A 16,887-nucleotide genomic window follows, 5' to 3' on the forward strand; every position below is an offset into this window, starting at 1 on the left:
GCTTAAAAAGAAGTACGGCTTCGGGAGATGATAACGGGAAGATCATTTGTCTACGGGGCCGTGTTTAAGCAGATGCAGGTAAATTACATCGCGTTGTTTACCGAGAATCTGCCGAACACCCCAATGATTCAACCAGTTGTTAAGCTGCTCCGGCTCCAAGGTATGTTTTAACCGCTCCTCGGCATTCTGTCGGGCTTTTTCCCACCATACCGGCGAGCACGCGCGGTCGAACTCATTACTGTGCCAAGAACAGCCGTATAGAATTTCACGCAGAAACTGCCGTTGTGTGGCGGGTACGCCCACGGTTATGGCTTTGTACATCAGGCGTTTCCACGTGGCCGGACGAGGCAGCAAAGTGTTTACGCGACGTGTGTCATCCAGCGCCGCCTGGCTAAGCGGTGCATCGCCATGCTTGGCGAGCCAGGCACGAATCTTGGCGCGAAACAGCTGTTTGCGGCTCCAATAGTGATGGATCAGGTCGGTACATTCCTTGACCTCCATGGTGCGATACGCCGCTACGCTCAGGCAGAACTCTTCGAGGGTGTAGGAGGTGGTCACTTCCGGGTAAAACTCATCCATTAAGCCAATCGATTGATCCAGCACACCAGCGTCTTCACGCATCAGGCCAATGACCCCCGAATTAAGCAGCGGCATCTGGTCGTCGGTCAGCCCGCGTGCGCCTAAACGTTCAGCGAGCACTGCATACAGCGGGACTTCTTTATAAACCCCATAACGCGGTCCGAACGCATTGCACAGTAGCGTGCCGGGCTTTACCCGATCAAACAGCTTTAACGGCGAGCAATGGAAAAAGGTGTCGGTGTCGATCAGCAGCGCGCGTTCCGATTCTGTCAGCACAGTGCGTAGCGCTACGTGTTTGGTCCGGAAGTGGTAGCCATGGGGAGCGCTCCAAGCGGCGCGAGTCTCTTTGTCCAGCGGGCGAACGCGCACGGGTAAATCGGCGTAAGGCGCAGGATTGTCGCTGAAAACCTGGATGTCCAAAGGCTGATCAGGCGTTTCGCGCATGCCGGCAAGGGCACTGGCGATACTGAATACCGCTTCCTGATGGTACGTGTCCGCACCAAAAACCAGGTAGACCAGCTGCGGCGCTTGCGGGGAAATATTGGAAGATGTCACAGATAAGTCCGTAATCCAAAGTGCCAGCAAGGTCCCGCCGACGCGAAAGCTTGCTGATTCAAGAGGCTCGAATGGTACACAAGCGCGCTTGTCACGTTGGATTTGTTTTCAGCGCGGCAGTTTCAAGTTATTCCAGATGGCCAAGCTCGGCTCAGCCTGATTCAACGTGTAGAAATGCAGGCCCGGTGCGCCGCCTTCCAACAGACGATCACACATCTGTGTAATAACCTGTTCGCCGAACGCCTGGATGCTCTGGACGTCGTCGCCATAGGCTTCCAGTTGTTTGCGAATCCAGCGTGGAATCTCTGCACCACAGGCGTCGGAAAAGCGCGCCAGCTTGCTGTAGTTGGTGATAGGCATAATGCCCGGCACCACAGGGATATTCACGCCTAACTTGCGCACGCGTTCGACGAAATAAAAATAGCTGTCGGCGTTGAAGAAGTATTGAGTGATGGCACTGTCGGCACCGGCTTGAGCCTTGCGCACGAAGTTAGCCACGTCGTCTTCGAAGTTGCGCGCTTGCGGATGCATTTCCGGGTAGGCCGCTACTTCTATGTGGAAATGGCTGCCGGTTTCTTCCCGGATGAACGCCACCAGATCATTGGCATGACGCAGTTCACCGCTGGCCATGCCCATGCCAGAAGGCAGGTCACCGCGCAGGGCGACAATGCGTTTGATGCCCGCTTGTTGGTATTGGGTCAGCAGGGCGCGCAAGTCGGCCTTGCTGTCGCCGACGCATGACAAATGTGGCGCGGCCGGAATTTTTACTTCGCTTTCCAGCTGTAACACGGTGTTGATCGTGCGGTCGCGGGTCGAGCCGCCTGCGCCGTAGGTGCAGGAAAAAAAATCGGGGTTGTACGTGGCCAATTGGCGAGCGGTGGTGAGCAGTTTTTCATGCCCGGCATCGGTCTTGGTCGGAAAAAATTCGAAGCTGAAGCGACGGTCTTGGGACATGGACGCCGATCTCATTGTAGGAGCGGGCTTGCCCGCGATAAGGTCGGAACGACCTTCAAAAAATGTGAATGACCGCTATTGCGACCGCTTCACGCTCGTTCGCGGACAAGTCCGCTCCCACAGGAGAGCGGACAGTCCGAGATCAATTGCGAGCGCGCAAGCGCCCATCAATCAATAACGATAAGCGTGCGGCTTGAACGGGCCTTCGACAGCCACGCCGATGTAGTCGGCCTGGGTCTTGGTCAGTTGAGTGACCACGCCACCGAAACCACGAACCATTTCCAGCGCGACTTCTTCGTCAAGCTTCTTCGGCAGCACTTCGACGGTCAGGCGCTCGGCTTTTTGGGCCGGTGCCAGGTCGGCGTATTTCTGATCGAACAAGAAGATCTGAGCCAGCACCTGGTTGGCGAACGAACCGTCCATGATGCGGCTCGGGTGACCTGTGGCATTGCCCAGGTTTACCAAACGACCTTCGGCCAGCAGGATCAGGTAGTCATCGTTGTGCGGATCGAAAGTGCCCGGCCCGGTACGGTGAATCTTGTGAACCTGCGGCTTCACTTCTTCCCACGCCCAGCTTTTGCGCATGAAAGCGGTGTCGATTTCGTTGTCGAAGTGACCGATGTTGCACACGACCGCGCGTTTCTTGAGGGCCTTGAGCATGTTCGAGTCGCAAACGTTGACGTTACCGGTGGTGGTCACGATCAGGTCGATCTTGCCCAGCAAGGCGGTGTCGATGCTGGCGGCGGTGCCGTCGTTGATCCCGTCGATGAACGGCGAAACCAGTTCAAAACCGTCCATGCACGCTTGCATGGCGCAGATTGGATCAACTTCCGTAACCTTGACGATCATCCCTTCCTGACGCAGCGACTGCGCAGAGCCCTTGCCCACGTCACCGTAACCGATGACCAGCGCTTGCTTGCCGGACAGCAGGTGGTCGGTACCACGCTTGATTGCATCGTTCAGGCTATGGCGGCAGCCGTACTTGTTGTCGTTTTTGCTTTTGGTCACAGAGTCGTTGACGTTGATGGCCGGGATTTTCAGCTCGCCCTTGGCCAACATGTCCAACAGGCGGTGAACGCCAGTGGTGGTTTCTTCTGTGACGCCGTGGATGCGTGCGAGCATCTGCGGGTATTTCTTGTGGATGATCTCGGTCAGGTCGCCGCCGTCGTCGAGAATCATGTTGGCGTCCCAAGGCTGGCCATCTTTGAGGATGGTTTGCTCGATGCACCACTCGTATTCAGCTTCGGTTTCGCCTTTCCAGGCATAAACCGCAACACCGGCAGCGGCAACAGCGGCAGCAGCCTGATCCTGAGTAGAGAAAATGTTGCATGACGACCAACGCACTTCGGCACCCAGGGCAACCAGGGTTTCGATCAGCACGGCGGTCTGGATGGTCATGTGGATGCAGCCGAGAATCTTCGCGCCCTTGAGCGGTTGCTCGCCGGCGTATTTACGGCGCAGACCCATCAGGGCAGGCATTTCGGATTCGGCGATGATGGTTTCGCGACGACCCCAGGCAGCCAGGGACATGTCGGCAACTTTGTAGTCGGTAAAATCAGCGGGCGAAATTACAGCACTCATTGAGAGTCTCCATTCGTAAGTATGCGAATGGGCGCCGTTGTGCGTTTAGGTTTGACCGGCATGATTCGCAGAATCAGCTGATTAAACAACGCCCCATCCGAGCCTGACAGGAAGAACCTGCTGCAGCGCCCCTCGGACAGGTGGCGGGAACGGTATCAAGCGAAGATGACCGTTTTGAAGCGGTGGCGATTATCTTTTTTTGAGCGGTAAGTTGCAAGCCTCAAGCTACAAGCGGCAAGCTGAGCGCTATTTCTTGCAGCTCGCAGCTTGCCGCTCAAACTGTCTTTCTAGGAGTGATTATGAATTTCCACACCCGCAAGTGGGTCAAACCCGAAGACCTCAACCCCAATGGCACGCTGTTCGGCGGCAGCCTGCTGCGCTGGATCGACGAAGAGGCGGCTATCTACGCCATTGTTCAGTTGGGTAACCAGCGCGTTGTCACTAAGTACATTTCCGAAATTAACTTCGTCAGCGCCTCGCGTCAGGGCGACATCATCGAGCTGGGCATCACTGCCACCGCTTTTGGCCGCACCTCGATTACCTTGACCTGTGAAGTGCGCAATAAAATCACGCGCAAAAGCATTCTCACCGTCGACAAGATGGTCTTCGTTAACCTGGGCGAGGACGGCCTACCGTCACCCCATGGCCGGACTGAGATCTTGTACGTGAAGGATCAATTCAAGGAAGACGCGATCAGTGGCTGATCGCTCCCGCTTTAAAACCAACGTTTTGGCGAAGGCTTCCGCGTGCCGTTACGCCCGTTGCCTCCGGGTGTTTTCGTTGGCGTAGACCTCAGCAAATATCCCGGTAATCGAACGTCGCGGGTTGCGCTTGTGCAAGGTTTTTACTTGAGCGCTCAGCTTTAGCAGCTCGGGGCTGGGTTTGGCCCATTGGTTTTTCGGCAACGGTTCTGACCATTCGCGCATGGCCTCGGGCAATGCTTTTCGGGCCATGCGTTTAACGCGGCCGTTTTCCCATTCGCATAGCCAAAACGGCAACGTCCAGAAGGTCATGACGTGATACAGGTACCAGAAAAAGCCATACACCCAGCCCCGCTGCTTGTCGCGGATTTGCTGATGTAACCGGGCGCGGGCATTGCGAAAGGTGTGCGTGCCTTCGTGGGGCGGATCGTCGGGGCCTTGCAGGTCCAGTGGGTCGGCGATTTCTTTTAGGGTATGAACTTCGTATTCCATGTAAGCGCGAATCGCCTCCCAGTTGCTGATAGCGATGGGCAGCACAGGGCAGCCGAATTCCATACTGACCAGACGGTCGTCATAGAAAAACCCGAAGCCCATGCCGTATTGCCGTTGAACCCCGTGCGGGGTCGCGCCTTGGGCCTCGATGACCCAGGCGGACAAGGATTCCCACGGGACGAAGACCGGCTTTTCGTAGTCTTCGGGCATGAAGCAGACTTCACGGCGTTGGCGGTTAAAGCGGGTGGGGATGATTTCTTCGTATTTGTTGTGGACGTAGAACCAGATGAGGAGCGCCATTGTTAAGCAAAATAGCGTAACTCCCGTCGTTATTGGCAATCCTACGCGGTGAGTGCCTGCGATAAGTATCCATGCTTCCGATAAATCGTAGCCAATGAATAAGCCAATTAATCCCGAAAATAGTGGGAAGAGAAAACTAAACATAACAAAGCCATTGAATGGAATTCCAAGCGTGACCTGCCAAGCAAAAACCTGCGGGGAGCCTAGTCCAAAGTCTAGATAGATATCATTTAGCTCCCCCACATAAGGGCAATGAGCTGGCAATTGAGTAGGAAGTGGAAGTGGTGCTAGGTACGTGACGCGACCGCTTGGGAACGGTTCAACATCTCCGGCTTTTTTGGGGTATTGCAAATTCAGTTCTGGGATTGCCGCTTTTTGATTCTTATCCATGAAAATTTCCAAACGGTAGCGCCTGAAAAGCCTCGCGAACAAGTTCGCTCCTACAAAAATTTGAGCTTTCCTTAACCCTGTTCGTCACGCCCGTTGCCGTCCGGTGTTTTCGTTGGCGTAGACCTCGGCAAATATCCCGGTAATCGGGCGTCGCGGGTTGCGCTTGTGCAAGGTTTTTACTTGAGCGCTCAGCTTTAGCAGCTCGGGGCTGGGTTTGGCCCATTGGTTTTTCGGCAACGGTTCTGACCATTCGCGCATTGCCTCGGGCAACGCGTTACGGGCCATGCGTTTAACGCGGCCGTTTTCCCATTCGCATAGCCAAAACGGCAGCGTCCAGAAGGTCATGACGTGGTACAGGTACCAGAAAGTGCCGTACACCCAACCCCGCTGCTTGTCGCGGATTTGCTGATGCAACCGGGCGCGGGCATTGCGGAACGTGTGCAGGCCTTCGTGGGGTGGATCGTCCGGGCCTTGCAGGTCTAGCGGATCGGCAATTTCTTTTAGGCTATGAACTTCGTACTCCATGTAAGCGCGAATCGCCTCCCAGTTACTGATAGCAATAGGCAGCGCAGGACAGCCGAACTCCATACTGACCACACGGTCGTCATAGAAAAACCCGAAACCCATGCCGTATTGCCGTTGAACGCCATGCGGGGTAGCGCCTTGAGCTTCGATAACCCACGCGGACAAAGATTCCCACGGGACGAAGACGGGTTTTTCGTAGTCTTCGGGCATAAAGCAAACTTCGCGGCGTTGGCGGTTGAAGCGGGTGGGGATGATTTCTTCGTATTTGTTGTGGACGTAGAACCAGATGAGGAACGATATTGTTGAGCAAAATAGCGTAATTCCAATACTACTATCTAAGCTCACTCCATGAGTGCCTACGATAAGTGCCCATGCTTCCGATAGGTCATATCCAACCAGTATCCCTATTAATCCCGAAAACAGCGGAAGGCCGAAGCTTAGCATCATAAAACCATTGAACGGCGCTCCCAACGTGACCTGCCATGCAAAAACTTGAGGGCAGCCTAGTCCAAAGTCTAGATAAACATCGTTTAGTTCACCGACATAAGGGCAGTGAGTGGGCGCTTGAGTAGGCAGAGGGAGTGGCGCTAAGTAAGTAACGCGACCGCTTGGGAATGGTTCAACGTCACCAGCCTTTTTGGGGTGTTGCAAGTTCGGTTCTGGTGTTGCCGCTTTTTGATTCTTATCCATGAAGCATCTCCAGCATCAGGGGATCGATCGCCAGCCTCTCTGCTTCACGGTATGGCGGATCAAACGGTGCCACAGGAAACACCCCTTCGCCGTTCGGATCCACCGAGAGATGGTAAAGCCGGGTATGTGCGTTGCCTTCTGCATCGTAAGTCTCCACGGACACGGCCAAAATCAGGCGTGCCCTGGTAACGGTGGAGGGTCTTACGCGCTCATCCGGATAAAACAGTTTGAGAATCAGTGGCGCGGACTGCACGACTTGCAGGCTAGCAATGACCTCTTCGCTGACGATTGCCCAACGGTCTTGATCACGACCGCGTTCCCATTCAGCCGTAATCACTCGGTACGCGCCAAGACTCAACACATGAGAGGGCTTACCATGGAGCGGTGCTTGTAAGTTAGCCAGACTTAGCCCGGGCATCACTAGATGGATGCTGCCCGGCCGTGCCTGCATCAGCATGTCCTGCCAACGATCAGCGTAGTTCTTGGGGCCTACCTGAACTTGGGGTGCCTGTAACAAACCGGTCAATTTACGTTTGTAGTCGCCGAGACTTAGCGCTTCCCGCTTGTCGTCATCCAGCCCCCAAGGCGTGCTTTCTAGCCATTGATCATGGGGCGAGAGGTTGTAGCGGTTATAGAGCCAAGTTCCTCCCAGCTCAACCACGGTAAACAGCGCTCCGGCGATATTCATTCTGAAAAACACGCTAGACAGTCGAACTCCAGCAGCGGCCCAAGCTGCAGTGCGTGCGGCCGTATCGCGCGCGACTATGACCGTATAAGCGGAATATAGGATATTGCTGAAATCATATGAGTAACTCGCCAGTTGACCTCCTGCCCCCACGATCGCAAGTTCTGTACTGTTTTGAAGTCTAGCGTTACCGCTACGCACCGCTTGCTGCCAATTGTCATGGTGAGTTTTCAGGCTAGCCTTTGAAGTAAAGATACCTGTGATCGAACCTAAAACCCCCAATCCAATATGTAGTTTCCCCATTTGCACATACACACCCAAAACCGCATGTTGTTGAAACGTACTCACCAACGAAACAGCACGGGCCGTCAATGCCGTATCAGTTACTCCTCTGGCGGCTGTAAACCCCGCGGTAGCGGTAGCGGCTGCGGAAGACACGACCGATTTATAACTTTCATCATCCCAAGCATTTCTCCTAGCCTCCCCTGCCACCACCACAAAATTCACAAACTGCGCCAAAAACACCAACAATCCAGCCCCATCCCCCAATACATTCAACTTCGGCGCAGCGCTCATTCCTTTGCGCACGTTGGCCATTAATCTCCCCATTTCCTGCTGTTGCGCCGGTGGAAACAGTACGGTTACTCCGGCTCTCCCCGGTGCGGCGCCCCACAATCGCATGGACTCATCGGGCAGTTCGGCGATAGGACTGATGGCTAAGGCCAAACGCGCTTCCAGCACGTTGATTGACCCACGGACACCATGGATTTGCCGTTGAAGTTCCTGGGCCCTCGGCTCTTTGTGGCCTCTCCTGCCCACGATTTGTTTTCGCTCGTTATCCAACACCTTTAATTTGTAGCGCTGGTTGAAGACCTCCTTGATGTCCCTTTGCAACGAGGCCAGCTCTTCGGGCGTGGCAACGGTAAAGGTCACGCCTTCCCGACGTGCGGCTTCGATAATCTGCGGCGCCAAGGCTTTGGGCAGGTTGCGAAACAGTTGATCCAAGTCCGGTATTTTTTCGCTGTTGATCGCGCGGACGAATTCATCCTGCATACGCTCCATGCCGAGACGCAGTGCCGGGGTTATTGCATCGCGGGCACCCTCGGCAAGCACTCGGATGGACGCCGGAAGCGCATCAATGGCCGGGATTTTTCCGTGGCCGATTTGCTGGGAGACCTCCGTCCAATGCGGGATGTTGTTGATCAACCCATAACCGGCGTTGAATAACGCAGCGTATTGAGTCGACAACTGGGTTTGTTCGCTAAAGGGCAGGGTGTGCAGCAGCGGCAAACTGAATTGTGGTTTCGTTTCCAGCCAGTCGAGGATGGCTTGACTGGCAGCGTCGCTTCTACAGATGTCTTTCAAGCAGGCATATTCGGCACTGAACGCCAGTATCATTTGCTCCTGATGTTGGGCATCGAAATACCAGGCGGCGCGGTGGAAGCGGTCAGCGGTGACCAACGTTGTGCGGTCGGTGGTGATTTGGTCGAGCAACGCATTCCAGCGCATCAATCGTGCACGATGCTCGGCCAGGGTCTGGTCCATGGCGGCGCGATCAATCAGTTCGTTGACGCCCCTTTGGCCCATTTTGGCGCCGCTGAGTACATCCTTGATTCGCTGAGTCTGGTCCTTGCCCAGTTGCACCAACGCTTTGAGATGGCGCTCGACGAAATCACCAGGCGCTGGCGCCATGAACTGGCGGGTGTGATAACGCCAATCGACATCCTGAATGATCACCGTTTTTATCGACCCCAACGCAAGGCTTGCAAAAAAACCTTCCTCCTTGCGAAATTGGTCAGACGCCTCCTGGCGTAACGCCAACAATGCTTGCGGTGGATCGTCCTTGTACGTGGAAACCGCCCTTCCGCAATTGTTTAAATGATCCAACAATGCTCGGCCAGCGTGACCGCGCTGCGGCGAGGGCAACTGGTCCAGTTCTTCCAGCATCGCTTTTAAAGCAGGATCATCGCTGGCGGCGGCAATACCGGTCAGTTTGGTTTCGTCGAGCAGGCTCAGCGCTTCGATGTAGCAGGCCAGCAGGTAGTCTCGTTCATTGGCCCCCGGTTGTGACCCGCCGTTGGCCCAGGCTTCGATCCAGCCCACCACTTTGTCTTGATAGTTGGCCAAATCCCGCAATACGCCGAGGTCGTCCTCGACCACCAGGCAGAGCGTGTCGTTTTGATAGAGCGGCAGAACCGGTTTAAGTAACTCACCGAGGTGCAGTTCACGAAAATACGCTGGCTGTTCCCAGAGATAGGGCGCTCGTTCATCGGCGGGCACATCGTCTGGAACAGGACAAAGCTGATCGTCTTGCGCCAACTCGGCGAGCCAGCGCTGGGTCTGATCGAGGGTCAGCAGGTCTTTGGCGCCTCGCTCGCCATTCACATTGACCAGCGAGACGGACTGCATGAACCGTGCACGCTCGTCTTGGCTATTGAGCATTCGATTGCACTTGGCCGCCGTCCACTGCACCTCGGCGTAGGTGACGTGCAGCGTGCTGCTTCTGGAAAATACGAGTGCAACCTCTGGGTTCAGCGGACTGCGCTGGTCAGTGCTGACCTGTTTGCCTTCCCACAGTAATGCGCTGACAAGGCCATTTGTAATTCGGTACTCATGCAGAAGGCCCGTGCCGTTGTCGATGATATACAACCAGCCATCGCGCAACAGGCGCACGCCCAGTGGCCGCGTTTGCAGCGTGTAAGGTAACGCTACATCCGCAGTCGGAACATTGCGCTCGACCATGCCATACCGCAGCGGTAGCAGTTGCACCTTGGGCTGGCGCAAAGGGCAAGTGCCGTAGCTGAGGATGTCACTCTTGGATTCGGCAGCGGCGGCCAAGTTAGGGTCTTTACGACGGTTACTGTTCATCAAGGCGCTCCTGCGTTGCCGGTTGGTTGTTAGCCCAAGTGCGCGCCAGCTCGGCGGCTGCCGCAACGCGAGCGCTGGATGTCCCTGTGCAAGTACGGTCAAGCAACCGAGCAATTTACGGGTGCTGCGCAATCGGCGAATCGCCAAGCCAGGCAAATATGTTGATGTAGTAAGTGAGGTCAGATTGGCTGCTGAAGCCCTGCGCGTAGGCATCCCTGACCTGCTGCTGCAACGCTGGCCAGCGCTGGGGCAAACTGTTTGATGTGCGAAGATCAGGAAAATACTCAAGCAGATGAGCATCAAGTTTCAACGTCGCCCGACGTAGATCGGCGCTATCCAAGGCGGTGTTTTGCTCAAGGCTCAAGCGGTATTTTTTGGGTAATACCGACCCGTCCGAAGCGAGGCGTTGATGGCGGTGCCAGCGATTTTCCACGCAATCGGCCAACACCAGGGTATCGATTGGCCCGAACAACCGCTCATCGCGGTCCGGCATAGCGAACAACGCATGGGTAACGGCCGGGTCAGCCAAGCGCAACATGACTTCGGGTCCGTCCGGCACGTGCACCGTCAGCAATTCACGCAAATGTCTGACCACGGCGTGCAACGGTTTTTCGCTGAACAGAAGGGCGCCCCACTCTTGTGAGGCATCGGCCAAAAATGCTTGAAAAACCGGATCGCTGGCGCCTTCGAGAACCACCAACCAAGGCGATATCTCGCTGATGGCATCAAATCGAGTCCCCGCGTACAAAGCAATTCGGGGGGCTGCGGGATGCCAAGCGGATAGTTTGCTTTTTAGATCAGGGACGGTGACGCCGTCGAGCAGCAAAAAAGCAGGGTGTTTTTCCCACGGCAAGTCTTGAGGAAAATCAACTAAAGCGCTCATGCTTGCGAGGCCTCTTCGCACAGCAGGCAGCGCGATTGATGCTGCGACAGCAGCGCTATCCTTTGCTGCGACGGTATGACCGGGCTGGTTAAAACGGGTACTTCTCCCGGCGCCAATGGCAGGGCAGGCGTTCCCGGCAGCGGAACCCCACCTAACACAATCGGCACGCTGGAGAAAATGCCCGCAGGGTTGAGCACCAGATGCTGTCCATTGATTGAAAGGGTCAGAGTGATGCCACCGTCGATAACGATGTTCTCGCCAGAAATATGTACTTCTTGCGCAGCCTCGATGACCAGCGCGCCACCGACGCGAGTGTGGCTGGAGCCGGCCACTTGCAAATGATCCCCCGCTGAGAGTTGCACCTTACGTGCGCCGGTGACTTTGAGGTTCTGCTCGGCTTTTATAACGGTGGTGCTGTTGCCCTTGATCGTTTCCAAGCGCTGGCCGCGCACTTCAAGACGGCTGTCGTTCTGAACCAGTTGCTCCATGTCGCGTTGGGCACGCAGGTAGACCAACTCAGCGCCATCGCGGTCTTCAAAGGAGACTTCGTTAAAGCCCTGGCTGGCCGTGGAACTGCGGCTACGGAACACGCTTTTGGTTTTGTTCGCCGGTAACTCGTAAGGCACTGGATTTCGGTTGTTCGGCAAGCAGCCCATGACAATCGGCCGGTCGGCGTCGCCTTCCAGGTAGGAAATCAACACTTCCATGCCGACCCGAGGCAAGGTCACTGCGCCATGACTGTTGCCTGCCCAGCTGGATGCCACCCGCACCCAGCAACTGCTGGTTTCGTCATCCGGATCAAGACGATCCCAGTGAAACTTGACCTTCACCCGGCCGAATTTATCGCAGTGGATTTCTTCGCCTTCAGGACCCGTGACCTTGGCGGTTTGGGTGCTGTGAATCCGCGGTTTGGGATGGCGCAGGGCGGGACGAAACTGGATCGTTTCCGGGATGGCGGTAAAGGAATTCCGATACCCCTGAGTGATTTTTCCGGCGGCGACCGGAACATCCGCGCCCAATTCCTCCAACACCTGCGGCTGGCGCCCTTCGTGTCGGATCGAAATCAGCACCCACGGGTTATTCCATTTGAACTGCGGATGCTTTTCTAGCTGGATCACCGTCCCGCTGCGCAACAGCGGTTGATCGCTGGTGCCGTCAGCCAGTTGAAAGTCGGTGCGGTGGCGTTGCAGGTCGTGGGTGGATAGTTTTTTGCCGTGATCGTCCTCCAGAAAGCGCCCGGGATAGACGTAATGCTCAAGTTTCGGCTCGACATGCAGGGCTTCACCCCTTTGCGCTTGGGCTTGGGTCGGCCAGGGTTTTCTCGAGATTTCCAGTAGAGAACCGGCTTTTTGGAAATCGTAATCCCGATGCACCACATGGCTGGTGCGCGCCGCCAAGCGCACGCCAAACTCATGGATCGAATACGTTTCGGGCACCATGCCGCTAAGCGGTTTGAACGGCAGCGCCACCTTTGCTTTATGGGGAAACATCCCTTCGTCATCGGCGAAAATTAACCGATGGCCGTCAGCCGAATGCTCGAAACGATAGAACCAGCCGTCTTCTTCGCACAGTCGATTCACGAAGTGCAGGTCGCTTTCATCGTATTGCACGCAATACTCACGCGACGTGGCGCGGCTCACGTCCCCGTGGAACTGCACATCCAGGCCGCTAAACAGGCCGTGTTCCTTGAGCACTTCAAGAATGATGTTCGGCACGCTCATCTGCTGGAACGAGCGGCGGTGGCTGCTGTGTTCCAAATACGCCAGATAGGGTTTCAACACCGCGACGTAGTGCGTCAGCCGCGCGCCGGAGTTGCTTTTATGGATCGAGTGGATGTGCCCATGCAGACCTTCGCCGTCCGGGCCGAAACTGAGAAAAGCCGCCTTGTGCAGCAGGTCCGAAAGCTCAATATCCCCCGCCCGGCTGACCAGTTCGACGGTAACGGCGTAGGGCGTGCTGACGGCCTCGGCGCCCTCGAACGCAAGCACCTGCAAGCGAGGATCTTCAAGACCTTTGATGCTTAGGGTGAAGGTTGGAGCGGTGGCCTGGGACATACGCATTTCTTCGTGTCGAAAAGATGCGGCAACTTTGCAGGACTGAATCGGCGACGCCTATCGGGCGGAACCAACAGATGGTGTGGGAAGCGTCTTGCGCGAGGGTAAGGTTTCTCCTGCGGACATTTCATCGAATTAAAGCGATGATCGAGCGCCCATTGCCCGTGTCGGACAGCGTTTGGACGATGCCGAAGTTATTGGTCAAAGCGGTCATGCCGGAAAAGGCCAGCATGGCCTGTAGCGGCAATGCCGGACAGCCGCTATGGTCGATGCTGCAGGTCGTCGGGCTGACAGGTGTGTTCTGGATCGACGGTCAGGCCCTTAAACTCGACGTCTACCCGCTGGACTAAAAGAACCTTTTGGACGGCCCCGACTCATAGCGTGTGGGTTTGTGTTGTGTGGAATGCTCCTAATGAAATTAAAACTATAAGGATGTATTTATGACCGTTGCTTTCTGGTGCGTATTTATCGCGATATTCCTGCCGTACTTATGCACAGGTGTCGCCAAATTCAGCGGCGGCCAATTTGGCGCTCGGCAGAACCACGACCCGCGCGCGTTTCTCGACAATTTACAAGGCTTCGCCAAGCGTGCTGACGCTGCGCAACGCAACGGCTTTGAGGTCACGCCGGCCTTTGCGGCTGCGGTGATCATCGCGCAGTACGTCGGCAACGCGCAGATGGTGACCATCAATGTCCTGGCCGTGTTGTTCATCACCAGTCGCCTGCTGTACATCATTTGTTATCTGGCTGATTGGGCGCCCTTGCGGTCGCTGTTCTGGGTCATCGGCATGGGTATCGTCGCTGCACTGTTTTTTGTTAGTGCATAAGTGACGGTGTGACTGCGGCAACGGTGCGCTTGGCCTTTGGCGATCAGCCGAGGATACTGGCCGCCGTTTCCTTAGCTGAAGCCATCATGACCTTGAAAAGAATTTCCGTAGTATTGCTGGCATGCCTGACCTTGAGTGCTTGTGGTGGCGTTGATCCGAACTCACCACTGGGCCAGCGCAAGGCGATCTTCAAGCAGATGCTCAAGACCAGCGAAGACCTGAGCGGCATGCTGAAAGGGCGCGTTGCGTTTGATGGTCAGCTGTTCACCGACGACGCGATCAAACTCGACAGCCTGTCCCATGAACCATGGAAGCATTTCCCTTCGGTCAAGGAAGAGTCCCACAGCAGCGCCAAGGATGATGTCTGGCAGAAACAGGCTCGCTTTCAAGAACTGGCTCGCTCGCTTGAATCCGCGACCGGTGAATTGGTGGTTGCCACCAATGCCAGGCCTTTCAGCGCGAGCAATCTCAAACCTGCGGTGCAGAAGGTGCAGGACGCATGCGAGGCCTGCCATAAAGAGTTTCGCGATCACTAAAACAACAGACTGAAATGCCTGATTGCAGGCGCGATTGTTGCGAAGGTTCGCGGGTGCGCCCTGCACTCTGAGTGCAGTCCGCTACGAATAGCCTTCAATCATCACTCGGCTCAATCCTTTCCAGCTCTAACTGCGCGTTCTGCAACTCCTTGCGCGACTCCGCCAGTTTGTCTTTTCGCTTGTTGATTTTGTCGGCGTCGCCCTTGCTCATGGCCTTGTTCAAGTCCGACTGACGGCGGCTGACTTCGTGCTTGGCGTCCAGCACTTTCTGCTCCAGTTGTTTAAGCAACGACGCATCGGTGCAGTTGGTTGTTGCCTTGCTCAAGGCATTCTCCAACTCGGACTGTTGTTCTTTGTTGCCACTTGTTTTGGCTTGGTCGAGCTGGATGATGATGTCCTGACGCTTGGCGGTGCAGCCCGTCAGTGGTGGGGGCTGCGGGGGGTATTCTGCGGCGAATAGCGCCATGGCCAGCGCGCTGCAAGCGGCGAGCAGAACCATCGGCGGCAAAAATTTCATATGAGCTTCCTGATTAAAAACCTTCAATACCTTGCATTCGCAAATGCTCACTCAGCGCCTGAACCTGGGGGTCATTGAAAAAAGCGCTGAGCTTCACAGCGCGTCCCGGCCCAATTCCCGGTTCGGCTTGCCACTGCTCGACGCTCTTTGACGCCAAATCTCGCCATTGGTTGCTTAGCTCGATACCGGAAGTTGGTGGCAAGCCCAATGCTTTTACCCAGCGCTGAAACGGTTGTTGTCGAGCGCTTTGAAAACTGCCCGACAGTCTAACGCTGCTGCGTTCACCAAAGCCGGAAATGTTCGCGATATCCGCTGCGTCGAGGCTCATCCAGTCGAGCAGGCCGTTAACGCTTCCGGCCTTGAGTAACCTGTCCCAAGTACCGGGGCCCACGCCGCTCAGCGCCAAACCGTTCTTGCCACTTAGCCACGTCAAGCGCGCCTGAAACTGGCTTTCGCATCCGGCGCTAGGCTGCCAGCACGACAAAAAGTGATAATTGCTCGCCACTGGAACCTTCAGTTCAGCGCGCTCGACACTGCGTGAAACCACGCTGTCCAGCCTTGGAATAGTTAAACCCGCCAGGCTGATGGCCACTTGATCGCCCGGCCGGATGTCCAACTGCTGCCAACGTTGTAGCGAACCAACGCTGATCCGTTTGATCTGCCGGTCGTCCAGTTGAACTGGTTCGATGTCCAGGACCGGGGTGATTTTACCGCTGCGCCCGATGTTGAAATTGACCTTGCGCACCTGTGCCAGCGCTTGGGCGTATGGATATTTCCAGGCGACCACCCAATACGGCGCCTTGGCCTGCCAACGCTCGGCGGGAGGTCGCTGACTTTGGCGCATGACCACGCCGTCGCTGGCGAACGGTAAGCCGCTGCGATACCAATGCTCACGTAGTGTTCGCGCCTGCTCAAAGCTTTGCAGTGGCTTGCTATACAGTTCGCTGTCGCTGAAACCCATGGCGCTGAGGCCAGCAAGGCGTTCGTTCAGGCGCTCGGGGCCGGAAGGCCAATCCCAGACAAATAACCCGATGCTGGCGGCTTCATCCGGCCTAATGGTTTTCCGGGCTAAAAGTCCGGCGACTTTGCTGCGCGCATTCAGGCTGCCAGCGTCGGCTTGAATATGATTTTGCAACCGCCAGTACAATTCCCCCTGGAGCAGCACGTCCTCCGCAACCGGCAGCTGCTGTGGGATCGCCGGAATCAATCGCGCGTGGTGCGTCCAGTCCTGCCCCCTGAGCCCATCACCACGACTGATCGCCTGCTTGAAACGGCCCTTTTCATAGACCAGCGTCACGGCCACGCCATCAACCTTTGGTTGAATCCACACATCCTGGCGATCCTTGAGCCAGCTTTGCACGGCGCGCTCACTGAGCAGTTTGTTCAGGCCAGTGTGAGGGGTCGGGTGCTGTATTGGCCCACCCGCCGTTTTCAGCGGATTGTCGGCGGCTGGCGGGCTCGCAAAGCAGCTGCTTAGATAACCAAGTCGTTGACGCGACTGGTCGTACAGTTCGTCGGCGACCAGCGAGACACCTTGGCGATGATAGCTGTCATCCCACTGCTCGATCTGCGCCTGCTGCAGGGCGATTTCATTTCGGGCTTTTGCGGAAGACCAGTCGGGGCAGGTTTGGGCGATGGCAGTGATGGAGAGAAAGGACAGGGAGGTGAAGGTGAGAAGACGAAGGGAAAGTGGCATGGAAGCGTCCTTGCTTGGGTGAGGCAAGAAAGCCTACGCGGCTTGAAAACAGTC

The 16,887-nt window shown here is 56.1% G+C and carries 14 protein-coding genes and 1 riboswitch; of the genes, 4 read left to right on the forward strand and 10 right to left on the reverse strand.

The genetic code is table 11. The annotated features are described in order from the left end of the window. Positions 1–42: 42 nt before the first annotated feature. The 3 genes from RGW60_RS20290 to ahcY form a co-directional block, all read right to left on the reverse strand. Positions 43–1,134: a hypothetical protein gene (locus RGW60_RS20290; protein WP_322206269.1), complete on the reverse strand. Its 1,092-nt coding sequence runs from the start codon at positions 1,132–1,134 to the stop codon at positions 43–45. 108 nt (positions 1,135–1,242) lie between these two features. After that, on the reverse strand, positions 1,243–2,088 hold the full coding sequence (gene metF, locus RGW60_RS20295; protein WP_322206270.1) for a methylenetetrahydrofolate reductase [NAD(P)H]: 846 nt from the start codon (positions 2,086–2,088) through the stop codon (positions 1,243–1,245). A 171-nt stretch (positions 2,089–2,259) separates the two neighbouring features. Further along, positions 2,260–3,669 (reverse strand): adenosylhomocysteinase, encoded by a 1,410-nt coding sequence (gene ahcY, locus RGW60_RS20300; RefSeq protein ID WP_322167095.1) that lies wholly within the window; start codon positions 3,667–3,669, stop codon positions 2,260–2,262. A gap of 22 nt (positions 3,670–3,691) precedes the next feature. Beyond that, positions 3,692–3,809: riboswitch (S-adenosyl-L-homocysteine riboswitch) on the reverse strand. A gap of 159 nt (positions 3,810–3,968) precedes the next feature. Here ahcY and RGW60_RS20305 point away from each other — a divergent pair. Then, positions 3,969–4,373 carry an acyl-CoA thioesterase gene (locus tag RGW60_RS20305; RefSeq protein WP_322206271.1) on the forward strand — a complete coding sequence of 135 codons (405 nt, stop codon included), beginning with the start codon at positions 3,969–3,971 and terminating at the stop codon, positions 4,371–4,373. A gap of 48 nt (positions 4,374–4,421) precedes the next feature. Here RGW60_RS20305 and RGW60_RS20310 read toward each other — a convergent pair whose 3' ends face one another. The 5 genes from RGW60_RS20310 to tssI form a co-directional block, all read right to left on the reverse strand. Continuing rightward, a complete protein-coding gene (locus tag RGW60_RS20310) occupies positions 4,422–5,162 on the reverse strand; it encodes a hypothetical protein (RefSeq protein ID WP_322206272.1) in 741 nt (246 codons plus the stop codon). A 474-nt stretch (positions 5,163–5,636) separates the two neighbouring features. Continuing rightward, positions 5,637–6,287 carry a hypothetical protein gene (locus RGW60_RS20315; RefSeq protein ID WP_322206273.1) on the reverse strand — a complete coding sequence of 217 codons (651 nt, stop codon included), beginning with the start codon at positions 6,285–6,287 and terminating at the stop codon, positions 5,637–5,639. Positions 6,288–6,759: 472 nt separating this feature from the next. Next, positions 6,760–10,320, reverse strand: a complete 3,561-nt coding sequence (locus RGW60_RS20320) for a toxin VasX (protein ID WP_322206274.1) — start codon at positions 10,318–10,320, stop codon at positions 6,760–6,762. Positions 10,321–10,435: 115 nt separating this feature from the next. Further along, positions 10,436–11,203 carry a DUF4123 domain-containing protein gene (locus RGW60_RS20325; protein WP_322206275.1) on the reverse strand — a complete coding sequence of 256 codons (768 nt, stop codon included), beginning with the start codon at positions 11,201–11,203 and terminating at the stop codon, positions 10,436–10,438. Then, the gene (gene tssI / locus RGW60_RS20330; protein ID WP_322206276.1) at positions 11,200–13,257 is read right to left on the reverse strand and encodes a type VI secretion system tip protein TssI/VgrG; all 2,058 of its coding nucleotides are present in this window, start codon (positions 13,255–13,257) and stop codon (positions 11,200–11,202) included. Before tssI ends, RGW60_RS20325 begins: the two co-directional genes overlap by 4 nt. A 143-nt stretch (positions 13,258–13,400) precedes the next feature. Here tssI and RGW60_RS20335 point away from each other — a divergent pair, with 143 nt between their 5' ends. The 3 genes from RGW60_RS20335 (at position 13,401) to RGW60_RS20350 (ending at position 14,620) form a co-directional block, all read left to right on the forward strand. Further along, positions 13,401–13,607, forward strand: a complete 207-nt coding sequence (locus RGW60_RS20335) for a hypothetical protein (protein ID WP_322206277.1) — start codon at positions 13,401–13,403, stop codon at positions 13,605–13,607. Positions 13,608–13,697: 90 nt separating this feature from the next. Further along, on the forward strand, positions 13,698–14,084 hold the full coding sequence (locus tag RGW60_RS20345) for an MAPEG family protein (protein ID WP_322206278.1): 387 nt from the start codon (positions 13,698–13,700) through the stop codon (positions 14,082–14,084). Between the two features lie 86 nt (positions 14,085–14,170). Then, on the forward strand, positions 14,171–14,620 hold the full coding sequence (locus RGW60_RS20350) for a cytochrome c (protein WP_322206980.1): 450 nt from the start codon (positions 14,171–14,173) through the stop codon (positions 14,618–14,620). A gap of 94 nt (positions 14,621–14,714) precedes the next feature. Here RGW60_RS20350 and RGW60_RS20355 read toward each other — a convergent pair whose 3' ends face one another. After that, positions 14,715–15,137 carry a DUF1090 domain-containing protein gene (locus RGW60_RS20355; protein ID WP_322206279.1) on the reverse strand — a complete coding sequence of 141 codons (423 nt, stop codon included), beginning with the start codon at positions 15,135–15,137 and terminating at the stop codon, positions 14,715–14,717. Positions 15,138–15,150: 13 nt separating this feature from the next. Further along, complete coding sequence (ligB, locus tag RGW60_RS20360; protein ID WP_322206281.1) at positions 15,151–16,833, reverse strand: NAD-dependent DNA ligase LigB; 1,683 nt, start codon at positions 16,831–16,833, stop codon at positions 15,151–15,153. Between the last annotated feature and the right edge of the window lie 54 nt (positions 16,834–16,887).

This window comes from Pseudomonas sp. AB6 (assembly GCF_034314105.1).
GTDB lineage: Bacteria > Pseudomonadota > Gammaproteobacteria > Pseudomonadales > Pseudomonadaceae > Aquipseudomonas.